The organism is Streptomyces sp. NPDC002698 (assembly GCF_042888945.1).
Classification (GTDB): Bacteria; Actinomycetota; Actinomycetes; order Streptomycetales; family Streptomycetaceae; genus Streptomyces.
The window spans coordinates 1-15,606 of the sequence record NZ_JBIAQM010000048.1 but is presented as its reverse complement, the minus strand read 5'-3'; the positions used below and the strand labels follow the sequence as shown (position 1 = coordinate 15,606).

Annotated in this window: 7 protein-coding genes and 2 pseudogenes; 3 read left to right on the top strand and 6 right to left on the bottom strand. The window is 72.5% G+C overall.

Translation table 11 applies throughout. The annotated features are described in order from the left end of the window. Window positions 1-34: 34 nt before the first annotated feature. Window positions 35-7,375: an SDR family NAD(P)-dependent oxidoreductase gene (locus ACFYW9_RS37070; protein ID WP_389159485.1), complete on the bottom strand. Its 7,341-nt coding sequence runs from the start codon at window positions 7,373-7,375 to the stop codon at window positions 35-37. 795 nt (window positions 7,376-8,170) lie between these two features. Here ACFYW9_RS37070 and ACFYW9_RS37065 point away from each other — a divergent pair. Beyond that, complete coding sequence (locus ACFYW9_RS37065; RefSeq protein ID WP_389159484.1) at window positions 8,171-8,494, top strand: hypothetical protein; 324 nt, start codon at window positions 8,171-8,173, stop codon at window positions 8,492-8,494. Here ACFYW9_RS37065 and ACFYW9_RS37060 read toward each other — a convergent pair. Then, window positions 8,486-8,672: pseudogene (locus ACFYW9_RS37060) on the bottom strand (IS110 family transposase); the annotation flags it as partial. The gene ACFYW9_RS37065 and the pseudogene ACFYW9_RS37060 overlap by 9 nt on opposite strands. A gap of 104 nt (window positions 8,673-8,776) precedes the next feature. Here ACFYW9_RS37060 and ACFYW9_RS37055 point away from each other — a divergent pair. Then, on the top strand, window positions 8,777-9,028 hold the full coding sequence (locus ACFYW9_RS37055; protein WP_389159502.1) for a DUF1998 domain-containing protein: 252 nt from the start codon (window positions 8,777-8,779) through the stop codon (window positions 9,026-9,028). 186 nt (window positions 9,029-9,214) lie between these two features. Here the strand turns inward: ACFYW9_RS37055 and ACFYW9_RS37050 are convergent. Continuing rightward, a pseudogene (locus ACFYW9_RS37050) lies at window positions 9,215-9,683 on the bottom strand (alpha/beta hydrolase); the annotation flags it as partial. 180 nt (window positions 9,684-9,863) lie between these two features. On the opposite strand from ACFYW9_RS37050, the gene ACFYW9_RS37045 reads away from it, so the two are divergent. Further along, complete coding sequence (locus ACFYW9_RS37045; protein WP_389159483.1) at window positions 9,864-10,835, top strand: NAD(P)-dependent alcohol dehydrogenase; 972 nt, start codon at window positions 9,864-9,866, stop codon at window positions 10,833-10,835. Here the strand turns inward: ACFYW9_RS37045 and ACFYW9_RS37040 are convergent. The 3 genes from ACFYW9_RS37040 to ACFYW9_RS37030 form a co-directional block, all read right to left on the bottom strand. Beyond that, a complete protein-coding gene (locus ACFYW9_RS37040) occupies window positions 10,813-11,088 on the bottom strand; it encodes a hypothetical protein (protein ID WP_389159505.1) in 276 nt (91 codons plus the stop codon). The genes ACFYW9_RS37045 and ACFYW9_RS37040 overlap by 23 nt on opposite strands. Window positions 11,089-11,450: 362 nt before the next feature. Then, window positions 11,451-11,855 carry an FKBP-type peptidyl-prolyl cis-trans isomerase gene (locus tag ACFYW9_RS37035; RefSeq protein WP_389159482.1) on the bottom strand — a complete coding sequence of 135 codons (405 nt, stop codon included), beginning with the start codon at window positions 11,853-11,855 and terminating at the stop codon, window positions 11,451-11,453. 1,188 nt (window positions 11,856-13,043) lie between these two features. Further along, window positions 13,044-15,218 (bottom strand): FUSC family protein, encoded by a 2,175-nt coding sequence (locus ACFYW9_RS37030; RefSeq protein WP_389159481.1) that lies wholly within the window; start codon window positions 15,216-15,218, stop codon window positions 13,044-13,046. Between the last annotated feature and the right edge of the window lie 388 nt (window positions 15,219-15,606).

Sequence of the window (15,606 nt, the reverse complement as noted above, 5' to 3'; positions counted from 1 at the left end):
GCCGTGTCTGCCGCGGGACCCGCCACCGAACCCCTCACCAGCCCGAGGCGGTGTAGACGACGGCGGTGGCCGACGGGTCGCCCCAGGCGAGTTCACGCAGCAGGGCCGCGGTGCCTTCCTCGGGGTCGATCAGGCCGATGCCCCGCCGCCCGTAGGCGCGGGCCAGCTCCGGTCCGACCATGCCGCCGTGCCGGGCGGCGGGCGCCCAGGGCCCCCAGTGCACGGTCAGCGCCCGGTGCCCGGTGCGGGCGGCCCAGGCCGAGCCGAGGGTCTGGAGCGCGTCGTTGGCCGCCGCGTAGTCCGCCTGGCCCCGGTTGCCGAGGACGCCGGAGACGCTGCCGAACAGCACGGTGAACGCCGGTCCGTCGGGCAGTTCCTCCAGCGCGGTGAGCAGGGCGTCGGCGCCGGTCGCCTTCGTGCCGTAGACCCGCTGGAAGGACTCGGGGGTCTTCTCGGCGATGATCCGGTCCTCGATCACCCCGGCCGCGTAGACGACACCGTCGAGGCGGCCGTGCTCGGCGTGGATGTCCTTCACCGCCTGGAGCACCGCCTCCGGCTCGCGGAAGTCGACGCAGCGGTAGCGGACTTCGCTTCCGAGCGCCCTGAGCTCCGTCAGCGTCGTGGTGATCTCCCGCTGCGCGAGGAGGAGTTCGGCGGCCTGGTTGATCGCCGCCGGTCTCGTCCCGCCGCGGGCGGCGAGCGCCGCGCGCAGTTCGGCCGGGGTACGGGCGGCGACCGTGTCCGGGTCCTCCGGGCCGTCCGGTGCGGGCGTCCTGCCGAGCAGTTCGAGCCGGCACCGGCCGGCGGCGGCGATGGCCGCGGCGCACTGCGCGGTGATGCCGCGTGCCCCGCCGGCCAGCAGGACCACCGCGTCCCGGTCCAGGCCGAGCGCGGCGGCTTCGGCCGCACCGGTACCGGCCGGGCCCGCGCCGGTGCCGCCGAGGATCCCCAGCGGTGACTCGACGAGCTCCAGGCCGAACCGGCCCTCCGGCCGGCGCAGGACGACCGGGGCGAGGCCGGACGCGCACAGCTCGTCGACCAGAGCGTCCGCGAGCAGCAGCCCGTCCGCGACGGTCAGCGTGTCCGCGACGGTCAGCGTGTCCGCGACGGCCGACGTGCCCGCCACGGCCGACGTGGTCACCACCTCCACCGTCCGCGCGACCGTCGACGGGTACTCGCGCGCCACGGTGCGGAAGAAGCCGCGCAGCCCCGCGGCCGCCGTGTTCGGCGTGTCCCTGTCTGCGGCCCGCATGGCCAGCAGCCGACGCGGTTCCACGGCGAGGGCGGCCTTCAGGACGGGGAACGCGTCCGGCAGCACCGGCCCGCCACCCGTGACGAGGTACAGGACCCCGTCCACCCGGCCGTCGTCCGGAGTGAGCAGATGCTCCCGGTCGCGTACGACGACGTCGGCGCCGTACGAGGCGAGCCGGGCGCCGATCTCGGGGGCGTCGCCGAGGACGGCCCACCGCGTCCCGGACAGGACGGCCGCCGGATCCGCGGTGCCGTCCTCCTGCCCGAGGGACACCGGCCGCAGCAGGTACCGCTTGGGCGCCTCGCCGCTCACCGTCGCGGCGGCCACCGCATCGCCGTCCACTACATCGCCGTTCACTGCATGGCTGTCCACCGCGTCGCTGTTCGCCGCTCGCACGGCCTCGACCGTCCCGGACGCCTCCGACGTCTCGAACGCCTCAACCGACGCGGTGGCCGCGGAGGCCTCGGCCGTGTCGGCCGCCGGGATCGTCTCGGCGTCCTCGGCGGGAAGCACGGACGGCTCGGCGGGGCCGGAGAGCCGCGCGGTCAGCCAGTCGGTCACCGCGGCGGCCGTCCGTGCCTTCGCGAGATCCTCCAACTCGGCGTCGTCGAGAACGGTGAGGTCGGCGCCGTCCCCGGCACCGAGACGCCGGGCCAGTTCGCCGGCTATCTCGGCCCGCTTGATGGAGTCGATGCTGAGGTCGGCCTCCAGGTCGAGATCGGGCTCGATCATGTCGAGGGGATAACCGGTCCGCTCGCTGATGATCTCCAGGACCACCCGCTGGACGTCGGTGTCCTGAACCGGTGCCGACCCGGTGGCGGGCGTCTGGTCGGCCGACGGCCCTGTGGCCCGGAGTGGTGGTGACATCGGCGGCTCCACCTCGGACACGGCCGCCGTCGTGTCCCGCGGTGCCGGCGGGGCGACGGGCGCGGGTGGCGCGGCCGTCCGTTCCCCGGCCACCGCTCCGAGGTAGGTCATCAGCACGTCACGCTGGGCGGCGACCATCTCGCGGCTGGTGCGCAGGAATTCGGAGATCAGCGCGTCCTGGGCGTCCTGGCGTTCCTGGTAGTACGGGCCGTTGCTGCCGTTGCTGCCGTTGCTGCCGTTGCCGGCGTGCATGCCGTGGCGGCCGTCCCGGTCGGACGGGACCGCGTGCGGGGGGTTCGTCGGCACAGTCGTCTCCACGACTCGTCGGGCCGGTGCGAGCGCACCGGGAAGGAGGTCTCCGGCGGCGGTGCGCACCAACTGTCCGTCGACCGTCCAGCCGGGCCGCTTCGGCACCGGCGTGCGCACCGCGTCGACGGCGTCGCGGCCCCGCAGCAGCCAGCCGGTGCGCACCGGCAGCCCGGCGACGGCCAGTCGGGCCAGGGCGTCCAGCCAGCCGCGCAGGCCGCTGTCCGGGCGCGGCTCACAGGCGACCGTCCGGTGCGGCCGGTCGCCGAGGATCTGTCCGACCAGCCCGGTCAGCACGGATCCGGGGCCGGCCTCGACGAAGATCCGCGCGCCCGCCTCGTACATCGCCTCGATCTGTTCGACGAACCCGACCGGGGCGCCGATCTGCGCGGCGAGTTCGGCCCGTACCGCGTCCGGGTCGGCGGCGTACGGCGTCGCGGTGCGGTTGGCCCACACCGGGAACTCCGGCGCGCGCACCGGACGGGCCGCGAGCGCCTCGGCGAACCGGGCGCCCGCACCGGCGACCAGAGGGCTGTGGAAGGCGCAGGCCACGGGGATGCGCCGGGCGTCGTACCCGGCCTCGCGCAGCAGACGTACGGCGTCCGTGACGTCGTCGACCGAGCCGGATATCACCGTCTGACGGGGCGCGTTGCGGTTGGCGACGACCACGGCGGCCGGGGCCTCCACGGCCCGAAGAGCCCCCGCGACCTCCGCGGCGCCGGCCGTGACCGCGGCCATGGTCCCCGGGTCCGCTCCGCGGTCCGCCCCGGAGGCCGCGAGGATGGCCGCCGCCCGTTCGGAGCTGAGCGCGAGAAGCGTCTCGGGGCTCAGGGCGCCCGCCGCGCTCAGGGCGACCAGTTCGCCGTAACTGTGCCCGGCGGCCATGTCGGGCCGCACCCCGGCCGTGGTGAGCAGGGCGTGGGCGGCGAGTCCGGTGATGCCGAGCGCGGGCTGTGCGGCCCGGGTGTCGGTGAGCGCCGCCCGCTGCCGGTCGCGTGCGCCGTCGTCGAAGGCGGCGGGCGGGTACAGCCGGCCGGCGTGGTCGGCGCCGAGTTCGAGGTAGTGACGCAGTTCGGGGAAGGCGACGAACAGGTCGGCGAGCATTCCGGGGCGCTGGCTGCCCTGACCGGGAAAGAGGAAGGCGACCTTGCCCCCGGCGACCTTGCCCTCGGCCGGGCCCTGGGCGAGATGGACGCCGTGCGCCGGATCGTGCTCCCCGGCCAGCACCTGCCGCAGCCGCCCGGTCAGTTCGTCCACGTCCGCGGCCACGACCGCCACCCGCGCCGGATCCGGACAGGCATCGGCCCGGCGGGCCGCGCTCAGCGCCAGGTCGCGCAGCCGCCACGGCCGGCCGTCGGCCTCGGCGGCCCCGAGCAGTTCCTCGACGGCCCGGAGCGCCGCCGCCGTGTCCCGGCCCCGGAACACGAACAGTTCGGCGGGCCATTCGTCCAGCGCCTGTGCCGGTGCCGCGCCGTCCGCGTACGCGCCGAGCACCACATGGAAGTTGGTGCCGCCGAAGCCGAACGCGCTGACACCGGCGAGACGTTGCGGGGCCGGAGCCGCCCAGGGCCGGGCCCGGGTGTGGAAGACGAACGGGCTGCTCTCCTCGTCCCAGGCGGCGTTGGGGTGCTCCAGATGCAAGGTGGGCGGCCGGACGCCGGTGTACAGCGCCAGGGTCGCCTTGATCAACCCGGCCAGCCCGGCGGCACACTTGGTGTGTCCTATCTGCGACTTGACCGAACCGAGCGCACAGCTGCCCGGCTTGGCCCCTGCCTCGCCGAACACCTCGCCCAGGACGGTCAGTTCGGTGCGGTCGCCGACCACGGTCCCGGTGCCGTGCGCCTCGACGAGACCGACGTCGGCCGGTGACACACCCGCGTTGCGGTAGGCCCGCTCCAGCGCCGAGCGCTGCCCCTCGGGCCGGGGCGCGGTCAGGCCCAGTGAGCGGCCGTCGCTGGAACTGCCGAGGCCCTTGATCACGCCGTAGATCCGGTCGCCGTCCCGTTCGGCGTCCGCGAGCCGCTTCAGGACGACACAGGCGACGCCCTCGCCGAGCGCGATGCCGTCCGCCGAGCCGTCGAAGGAGCGGGAGCGGCCGGTGGGGGAGAGCGCGTGCACCGAGGAGAACAGGACGTAGTCGTTGATGCCGTTGTGCAGGTCGGCGCCGCCGCACAGCACCACATCGCTGGTGCCGCCGACGAGTTCCTTGCAGGCGACGTCCACCGCGGCCAGCGAGGAGGCGCAGGCGGCGTCGACGGTGAAGTTGGCGCCGCCGAGGTCCAGCCGGTTGGCGATCCGGCCGGAGATCACATTGGCGAGCATGCCGGGGAAGGAGTCCTCGGTCAGCCGGGGCAACTGGCCGTCGAGGCCATCGGGGACGCGCCCGTGGTACGAGGGGAGCACGGCGCGCAGGGTGGCCGCGTTGGACAGGTCGCTGCCCGCCTCCGCGCCGAACACCACCGAGGTGCGGGAACGGTCGAACTCCCTTCCCCCGTCGCCGTATCCGGCGTCCTCCAGGGCGCGCCGGGCGGCCTCCAGGGACAGCAGCTGGACCGGCTCGATGCTGCCGAGCGACGCCGGCGGGATGCCGTAGCGCAGCGGGTCGAAGGGGATACGGGGCAGGAAGCCGCCCCACTTGGAGGGGACGGCACCGCTGGAGGGGACGCCCCCGTTGGAGGGGGCGGCTCCGTCGCCGCCCTGCCCGTAGTGCACGGCCGGGTCCCAGCGCTCGGGCGGGACCTCACCGACCGCGTCCCGGCCGCCGACGACGTTCGCCCAGAAGGCGGGGAGGTCGGGCGCCTGCGGGAACATACAGGCCATCCCGACGACCGCGATGTCCAACGGAGGGGGCGCCACCGGCTCCCGGGTCCGGGACCCGCCCGGCCGCTCGCCCAGCCGGTCGCGCAGCTCCGCCGCCCGCCGCGTGAGGAAGCCGGCGGCCCCGGAGGTCACCGACTCGTGCAGCGCCGCGACGGTGGTGGTGGCCGAGCGCAGTACGGCCACCTCCCCGGCCATGAACATGCCGTCGGTGAACTGGCGCGCCTCGTCGACCGACCTGAGCGCCCCGCCGTCGTCCCGTTCCACGCCCTTGCTCGCGAGGCGCAGCCGTCCGATGTTGAGCTGCTCCAGTTCCTCCCAGATCCGCCGGTCGGCCACGCCCGCGGACCGCAGCCGGCCCTCGTGCTCGCGGTACCCCTCGGTGAACGAGCTCGGCAGGCAGCGGGTGGCGTGGCCGGGCGCGGTCTCCAGGAGCGTGGTCCGCTCGGCGGCCCGTACCTGGCGCTGGAAGAGCGGCTGGATCGCGCCGCGCGCGACCGCCTCCTCGGTGAACAGGTACGCGGTGCCCATGAGGACCCCTACGGCGGCCCCGCGCGAGGTCAGCGGGGCCGCGAGCGCGGCGACCATCGCCGCCGAGCGCTCGTCGTGGACACCGCCGGCGAAGAACACCTCCAGCGCCTCCGCCGTGTCCCCGCCGTTCCCGTCGCCCGCATCCCCGCTGCCGTCCTCGCCGCCTCTGCTGTTCCCGCCGCTCTGGCCGGCCGCGTCGTCCAGGAAGTCCTCCAGGACCGCGAGTTGCGCCTCCCAGAGCGGGAAACTGCCGCGCGGACCGACGTGCCCGCCGCACTCGGAACCCTCGAACACGAACCGGCGGGCCCCGGCTTCCAGGAACTGCCGCAGCAGCCCCGGCGAGGGCACGTGCAGGAAGGTGCGGATCCCGTCCCGCTCCAGCGCCCGCGCCTGGGAAGGCCGTCCGCCCGCGATGACGGCGTGCGTCGGCCGTAGCTCCCGTACCGCCTCCAACTGGGCGGCACGTAACTCCTCCGGCGCGAAGCCGAGCACGCCGACGCCCCAGGGCCGTCCGGCCACGGCGGCCCGGGTCCCGGTCAGCATCGCCCGGGTGCGCGCGCCGTCCGCCAGCGCCAGCGCGAGGAACGGCAGCGCGCCGTCCTCGGCGACCGCCGCCGCGAACTCGGCGCGGTCGCTGACCCGGGTCATCGGTCCCTGCGCGACGGGCAGCCGGGTGCCGAGCGCCCGGCTCATCGGGGAGTCCGTGCCCAGTGCTCCGGCGGCCGTGTCGTCGCGTACGACGTCGCGCACCGCGTCCGTCAGCGCGCGCACCGTCCGACGCACATCCCCCCAGCGCCGTGCGAACCGGGCGGCGAGGAAGCCGTCCTGACCCACCGGCAGCAACTGGGTACGCGGATCCTGCGCGCCCAGTGCCGCCGCCACCGTCTCCGGGTCGGTCCCGGCGATGCGCGGCGCGTCCGGGCCCCGCCGGAGCAGTACCCGGTGACCCGCCAGCACCGTCGTCTCCGAACCGTCCAGGGGCCGCAGTTGTGCCGCGGCCGCCTCCGGCAGGGAGGACTCGGCCAGCAGCGCGAGCTGGCTGTCCAGCACCACTCCGGCCGCCCCGCCGGCCATCGCGGCGGCCGCCGTCCGGGGGCCGATTCCGCCACAGGCCCAGACCGGGAGCGGCACGTCGGGCGCGGCGAGCAGCCGCTGGAGCAGGACGAAGGTGCTCAACTCCCCGACCCGGCCGCCGCATTCGCTGCCGCGGGCGATCAGCCCGTACGCCCCGGCGAGCACCGCGGCCCGCGCCTCATCGAGGTCCGTGACCTCCACCAGTACACGGTGGTCGGCGGCCAGGTCGCCGGCCTGCCACGGCGCGTCGACCGCGAGGACCACCGTGCCCGGCCGCCCGGCGTCACCGGTCCCCGCCACGAGGTCGGCGGGGTCCAGCCGGCAGCGGGCGCCGATCCGCACCCCGAACGGGCCCGGTGCCAGGCGGTGCAGGCGTTCCAGCGCGTCACGGGATCTTCGGTCCCCGTCGCCCAGGTCGAGAACGCCGAGCCCGCCGGCCCGGCACACCGCCGCGGCGAGCCGGGCGTCGGGTTCGCCGAACGGGGTGATGCCGATGATCATGTCCTCGGAACGCACAGCAGACGTCATGATTCTCCGAATCAAGCTGAGACTGCATGGTGGGGGATGCGGTACGACAACGATGGCGGCGCGTCGGATTCCATCGGGACCTGCGGCGACCCGGGAACACCGTTTTATTGAGCCTGCTCGAAACGCGTTGAAAGGTAGCCCTGTTGTTACTGGCTGGTCAATGTTGAACCAGTGGGACGGTGCCCGGGCGCATTGATTCGGTCAACCGCGGATTCGGGAAGGGGTGCCGGGATTCGGAGCAATTCCTTGATGGTGGCGTCCCGTTCACTCCCTTCACACATCATCGAAACGCCAATAGGTGAATGAGGAACTTTTTTTGGTGCGGCATGTCCGAATCGAGACGCACTTTCCCTCCGGGCGGCGGACACAGGAAAATTCCATGTGTCGATCTTGAAGTGGCCGGGAAGGGAGTGTGCGGGGTTTCGCGGGCGCTGTACGGGTATCGCACGGCCTCTTGCGGGCGCCGTACGCGCGGAGGTCCGGGCGTACGGTGGATTCTCGGCCGGGCGGCGCACACCGACTGCCGGGTGTTTCCGCGGGCCGCGCCGCTCACACGCCGTACCGCCCGCCTGATCGACTCCGGAGAACTCGACAAGCGGCCCCTCACCCTGGAAGGGCGTTGCGGCGCGACTCCGGTCTGCCGCAGCGATGCCAGGGTGTCACTGCGCTCGGTGACGGGCGCCTACATGAACAACCGGTCTGGTCGTCAACGGACTCGGCCGGAGGCCGGGGACGTCTGGAAGGGTGGGGGGTGCCCCTGTCTCTTTGGTCAAGGCCGTGGGTCAGGATGGCGGCATGACGACCTGGTTCCGGACCTACTACGAGGACGAAGATCTGTGGCTGTATTTCGAGGCCGATGACGAAGGCTGGGCAGCGCGACAGGTCGAGGTCCGGGGGCAGGACTCGAGGCCAGTGAAGGCGGCCTCTCTGGAAGAGGTGCTGCACTTGCGTGATCATGACGATCTCGCGGCGATGTTTCGCTATGAACGGCAGTTCGGCGTTCTCGCCGAAGGTCCCATGGACGGTTGGCAGGACCAGCCCGAGGCTGCCGAGATCTCCGCGGAGGAGTTCGAGCGGCTGTGGACCGAAGCACGGCGGGCTCTCGGCAATTCAGCCTGACCTGGCAGGTTGGGGTTCGTGGAAGGTTCCGTCACGGAGCATCACGAAGAGGGGTCGGCCCTGCGTCTCACGAGGCGGAGCAAGCCTGGGTGTGGTGCCTGCCCTGGGCGATCTTCTTGTCGTAGTAGGCCCGGGACGCCAGGTCACCGAGCGCCGCGAAAGCCGACAGACCGAGCGCCGTGGAAGCCGACAGGAAAAGACCCGCTTGGGCTTCAGGTTCACCTCGACCCGCTCACCGTCCTCTCGGCACCACCGGAGCGTCTCCGTTTCGACGTCCACGCCCTGCTCTTCGACACCATGCCGGGCGGCGCGGGAAACGTGATCCGGATCGGAGAGCATCTCGCACCAGTCGTCGAGGCCGCGCTTGCCCGCGTGGACACCTGCGAGTGCGGCCCGGAGAGCAGTTGTTACGCATGCCTGCGGACCTTCCGCAACGAGCGCTTCCATGAACTGCTGAGTCGCCGTGAGGCCGTCGCGCTGGTCGATGCCTTGGCGGCCGGATCGCCGGATGAAGGGGAGAACGGTTTGCCTTGAGGCATGCTCCACCGACACGGACGAGGGAAAACGCGAATGACATGTCATTGGGCAGCCGGAGTTCAATGGCCGGCAGGAGCGGCCCTCTGCGCGACCGCCGCGTGAAGCTCACTCCGCTCCACGAGCGTCTCCTCGCCGACATCCTCGACCTCGGCTCCCCTGCCCTCTGGTCCTCACCGGCGGATACGCCGTGCAGGACAGCATCGGCCACTGACCGGTGGGGAGTTCGAAGAACGTCACCCGGGGGTCGGCGAGTGCCTGCAGGGCGGGATCGCCGAACCCGACCCGCATCTGCAGTAGGTCGATGCCCACGCCGCCCGCGGTGCAGAGCACCCCGGTGGCCGGGAGCGCGGCCGCCGCGCCGGTCAGCCGCAGCGGCTGGAGCAGGGGGCCCGGCGGCTGGGGTGAGGCGAGGGCGGTGAGCCGGTCCAGTTCGGCGTCGTGCACGCCGTCGGTGCTGCCTCAGCGCTGCCACGCCGTACGGGAGTCCGGGGGGCGTGAGTTCCGCCCGCGGCCCGGCCCGTCCTATGTGCTCGCGCAGCGACTGGTCGGGCACGGCCGCCAGGGCGGGGACTCCGTCCTGCGGCATGCCCGCGGCCAGGTGGACGACGCGGGCCACGCGTTCCGCCCTCCGGTCGGCGGCTCCCAGGACCGGAATGAACACGGTCATCGCACTCCCCTCGGCACGTCGCCCTCCGCGACCGGACCCGATCGCCCGGCCGCGCTCCGCCGCCATGGTGGAAGCTCCCGCTCTCGGAGGTTCAAGTGCCCGTCAGGGGCATCGTGTTGCGAACCGTCCGGTGCGGAACGGGGGCTTCGTCGTTAGGCTTTGCCCATGAAGGCAGCGGTGCGCAGCCTGTACGGTCCGCCGGACGTGGTCCGGATCGCCGAGGTGGACAAACCCTCGATCGGGGACCGGGACGTTCTGGTCAGGGTGCACGCGACGACGGTCAACCGGACGGACTGTGCCTACCGGGCGGCCAGGCCCTTCTTCATGCGCGCGCTCACCGGCCTCGCCCGGCCGCGGCTCACCGTGCTCGGGACCGAGTACGCGGGGGTGGTGGAAGCGGTCGGCGGCGGCGTCACCTCCTTCGCGGTCGGCGACCGGGTGTTCGGGTACAACGAAGGCGCGTTCGGAACCCACGCCGAATACCTGTCGGTTCCGCACGACGGTGCCATCGCGACCATGCCGGCCGGCGCGACCTTCGAGGAGGCCGCTCCCGGCACCGAGGGCTCGCACTACGCGCTGTCGTTCATCACGAAGGCGGGCATCGGCGCCGGGCACACCGTCCTCGTCCACGGCGCGACCGGTGCCATCGGCTCGGCCGCGGTGCAACTGCTGAAGCAGCGCGGGGCCACCGTGACCGCGGTGTGCGCGACGGCGCACCTGGAACTGGTGAAAGGCCTGGGCGCGGACCGGGCCGTCGACTACACGGTCCAGGACTTCACCAGGGACAGCGAGCGTTACGACGCGGTGCTGGACGCCGTCGGCAAGAGCACGTTCGGCCGCTGCAAGCGGCTGTTGAGACCCGACGGGGTGTACATGTCCTCGGAGCTGGGCCCCTGGGGGCAGAACCTGCTCCTGCCGCTCCTCACGTCCCTGTCCCGGGGCAGGAAGGTGAAGTTCGCCTTCCCCATCCAGAACCAGGAGATGGTGCGGTACTTCCGCGACCTGATCGAGGCCGGGGAGTTCAGGCCGGTCGTCGACCGGCGGTACCCGTTGGAGCGGATCGCCGACGCCTACCGGTACGTCGAGACCGGGCAGAAGATCGGCAACGTCGTCATCACGGTCGTACCCACCGACTGACCTCGTACCGACTGACCTCGTGGTGAGGCCGTCCACGTGGGCGTGGCCCGGGCTGTGCCAACTGCGCCTCGCCCGATCCGTCGGGGTTGGCGAAGGAGCGGTCGGCGAGGGCGGCTTTGCGGAAGATGCGCCACCAGCCTTCCTGGAGGTTGAGCCGGCACGCGCCGACGGGGATGAAGGCGTGGTGGATGCGGGGATGGTCCTCGAGCCAGGTCCGGGGGATCACCGGTTCCGGCTCGTCGGCGCAGATCACCGTCGCACCGGCGGGCAGGTGGGTGTAGAGGCCGATGATCCTTGTCTTTTTGGGACGAGGTCCGGGTTCTTCGACCGCATCCAGTGAAGCGGTGCAGTCGGCAGCGGACCGTCTTCTGGCTGCAGCCCAGCTCCACCGCGATCGCCGGCACCCGCAGCCCCGACCAGCTCAGCTCGATCATCCGGGCTCGCATCACCACATCCCGAGGCGCCTTCCGTGCCCGCGACAGGCGGCGCACGACGGCCCGCTCGTCCTCGTCACGCTCCGGTCGTGCCCATGAAACCATCGCCCAGAACCCGCCCCCGAGCACCCGCAACCACCCCGCCACCAGGACATATACCCAGCCGAAGAGGAATCCGGCACTAGGCGTTGCTCCACCCGGTTGTGCTGGAATACGAGTCCAGCAGGTCCACCACGAAGACCAGGGTCGAGCCCGGCGGGATCAACGGTGAGGGCGACTGATTGCCGTATCCGAGGCGTGGGGGCACGATGATCTCGCGTCGGCCGCCGACCTTCATCCCCCTCACTCCCCGGTCCCAGCCCTTGATGACCTTGCCGCTGCCCAGGGTGAACTTGAACGGCTGGTCCCGGTCCCAGGAGGCATCGAACTCCTTCCCGGACTCGAAAGTCACTCCGACATAGTGGACCCTGACCACCATGCCCGGCTTGACCTCGGCTCCGTCCCCGACGGCCAGGTCCCGGATGGTCAGCTCGGTAGGAGCGTCACCCTCTGGAACGTCGACCTCGGGCTTCGTCAGTTCACTCATTGCAGCCTCATCACTTTCCGTCGGAAGCCGTCGGACCGGCCAGGTGCATGGACACTCCATACAGCAGATGGTCACGCTACCGAGAGTGCCGGTCCGCGCCTTCTCTTCTCGACCATGGCCCTGAGCCCAGGTGATACCGACGCTTGGGACGGCCCCAGCACGCCTGCTCACCGCGGCGACACCGAGTGAGTCCACCTCTCGGTCCCGCTCCAAGCTCGCACTCGTCTACGGGCAGGGGGCGAACCGACTCCGGGCGGACCGTGTGCTGCTGATCCCAACTCGCCTGACGAGATGTCAGGTAAGTCGGCGTCCGCTCAGCATTAGTCCCGCACGGTTCTTCGTATATGGCTGAGTCGGTGGTCCCGCGGCAGCCTGGTCGGCGCAGAAATGCGCAGGCGGGGTGCCTGGTCGCAGCAGCGCACGATGTTCCTGGAAGTCTTCGAGTTCAAGGCGTGTCGATGTACAGTGCGGGACGCCTTTGACCTGCAAAAAGCGGGCAGGGAGCCGTCTTCCAGGGGTCCAAAGTGCTGTGCACCATGTTCAAGTCCAAGATCTAGAATTTGGGCGTTTGTGCAGTTCAGTGCCCTGTCGGCTCGCCCGAGGTCAGCAAAAGGTCAGCATGCGTCGCAGCAGAGACTCCGTTTGCTGACCTGGCGCCCCATGCGGACGCAAGGCGTGATCCCTGACTTGCGCTCGGAAGGCTCGTACCGGGCCCGAGAACTCGCCCACGGCACGGGGCCCGTCTTCAAGGGCTGCTCAAGTGCGGCGACTGTGCCAAGCCGACCGTTGCGCGCACCCGTACACGTGAGGAGGTCGGCTACGGCAACCGCATGTTCGACGTCCCGCGGGTCCAGTGCCAAGGCGAGCTCACCGAAGGCCCGCGCGACCCGTCCCGCTGCTCGGGGCACACCGACCCGCCTGCTGCCGCAACTCGACCATCACTCGCGCCCGCGGTCCCTCGCGCTGAAGAGCGGTTCGGTCACACGCGGCTCGCCGTCCTTCCCGTCGATTGAGGAACCACCGCCGACAACCGCTCGCCCCACCGCTGAAACGGCATCACCGCCGCAGCACCCTGGCCGGGCTGAATCCTCGTGATGGCGACAGCGGCGTACGTGTAGCGACGCCCGACGCAGCCGGGAGACTACTTGCCGCCCCCAGGAGGCGCGGCGCTCCCCATGGCCGACTTCGTCACCCACCCCGGTGCGCGGTGCCTGATCCGTCACCTTCCGCCGCCACGGCAGCCCGCACCCGCTGCTCCTCGCGAGCAGAGCCGACGTCCCGTTCCAGGGGTGTGCGGCTCACCGCTGTCGCGAGGTCTTCCAAGGCCCGTTTTTGCAGCTCCGCCTCGCGCCGCACGACCGGGCTCCCATAGCCGGCGGCGTCCTCCCACGCGTGGAGCGCCTCCTCCACGCGTCCCCAGTCCGGATTTCTGTGCTCGCGCACGGCGACTGCCGCCTTCGCGGTGTCCGTCTCCAGGGCCTCGGTGAACCGCTCCGCCTCGGGGACGAAACGGCTGTCGGCCCGCGGGACGTGGCTCTCCATGAGCATCGCCGCCCGGCCGAACCCCTTGAGCGCCTCCTGCGCCTCCTGCGCCTCGCGCGACGTCAGACCCCTGGGGCGGACCGGTTCCTGCCTTGCCCGGTCGTACGCCTCCTGCCAGGCGGCATACGCTTCCCTGCTCGCCAGCAGTGCCCTGCGCATGTCGGCGTGATGCTCCCGGGTCGGTTCGGCGTAGCTGCGGAGCACCGCGGCCGCGTAGCGGCCGTTGGCGGCGAGCCAGTCCGCAAGCCGGCCCGGCAGCCGGGGTGTCTCCCATGCGGGGAACACCACGTACGCCAGCATCGCCATGGCCCCGCCGAGCAGGGTGAGCACCACCCGCTCCGGGACCGTCTGCTCCCACGCCTGGCCGCCCATGCCGAGCAGGAAGACGACGTATGCGGCAGTGAAGCACTGGGAGTAGGCGTAGCCGGTACGGATCAGCGTGTACGACAAACCCGCCGAGACCACCGCCAGCGCGCCGAACACATGGGCGTCCGGGCCCAGGGCCCGCACCATCCCGGTGGCGAGTGCGACCCCCGCCAGGGTGCCGGCGAGACGGGCCACCGCGCGCGCGTACGTCTGGTGGAAGTCCGGCCGCATCACCATCACCGAGGCGATGGGCGCCCAGTAACTGTGGCCCAGGGGCAGCCGGGCGGCGATCAGATAGCCGAGCGTGGCCACTGCCGCCAGGCGGACGGCGTGCCGGAACACGGGAGAGTCCCGCCGGAGCTCACGGCGGATCGCCCGGACGACGACCGGGACCAGCCGGAGCATTGTCGGGCGCACCAGGAACTGGGCGCCGGCAGGGCCGGGCGGCGTGGGCGTCCTCCCGCGCACGCCGCCGCTCCCGGCGATCTCCAACGCCTCGCCGAGCAGTTCCACGAGCCGCTCGGCCGCCTGCCGCGCGGGCCCCTCCAGTGCCTCGTACTCCTCGTCGACACGCAGGACGGCCGTGCTCCCGGGCGGCACCTCGGCGGGAGCGCCGCGGCGGATCGAACGGGCGGCGGCATCCAGGACGTCGGCGGCCGCGTCGAGCAACTCTCGCGCGCGGTCCCGCCCGGGTCCCTCCGCCGGGGCGCCGACGTCCGGGTCGGCGAGCGCGGCGACGACCGGCCGAATACGCTCGGCGAGTCCCCGGGGGCCGTGCAGGACGGGGGGACGGGTGCGGGCCTGTGATGGCGTCACGGCGGCCGCGTCCCGGGCCGTCATCAACGGCTCCGGGTCGAACGGGGCGGTCGGGTCGTGCCGCAGCCGGCGGGCGTAGTCCGCCACTGCGGCCAGGGCGTCGGCGAGCGCGTCCCGATGCGCCCCCCAACGACGGATCGGGAACAGCAAGATCAGCACGGCCTGCACCACGCCCCCGAGCGCGATGACCCCGGCGTGCTCCAGGGCTCGCCCGACGCTCGTGGGCAGGGTGATGGTCACCAGCATGCTGCCGACCGTCGTCGCCGCGACGATCCCAGCGGTCGATCCGACGGCCCACGCCATCCCCGCGGCGAAGGCCCATACGGCCAGCAGCGGGAGGAACGTCACGAGTCGCCCCGCCGCCAGGTAGCCCACGAAGGTGCTGAGCGCCAGACCCGCGCCCGCGCCGAGCGCGATCACCTTGCGTGGACGCCAGGTGCGCTGGAAGGTGGCCCCACCCGCGGAGTAGGCGCCGAGGGCGGCGGACGCGGCATACGCAGGGGAGACGAGCCACAGCGCCGGCCCGACGACGATCGCCATCCCAGCGGCCGTGCGCAGCGCGAGCAGGGGCTCCAGCCGCGTCTCCTCGATCGTGAGCCCGGATCGCACGACCTCTCCGAAGGCCCGCAGCCACGTCACGGGTGTGAGCCTAGCCGGAACACCCTGCCGGGTCGCATCGGCCTGGTTGAGGTGCGGCAGCCGTCGGGCAGGGAAGCCTCCCACCCGCCCCGCGAACAGGCCGGCGGCCGCAGCCGCTGGACGGGGTGCAGCCACCGCGGACACTGCTGAGCGTCCGCCGTCCGTCCTACCGGGCCGGAGCGCGGCAATCGCCGTTGGTTCAGGTCCGACCGGAGCGCGGGCGATTGTCCCCAGCCGCGGCCGGAGGGCGGGCGGGACGGCGGCCCCGGGTCGCCTACCGCTTGTGGCCGTTCCCGTGTCCGTTCGGGTGCAGGACCACCTTGATCCAGCCCTCGTCACGGGCGTCGAAGTGCTCGTAGGCGGCGGGGGCCTCGTCCAGGCCGAGTTC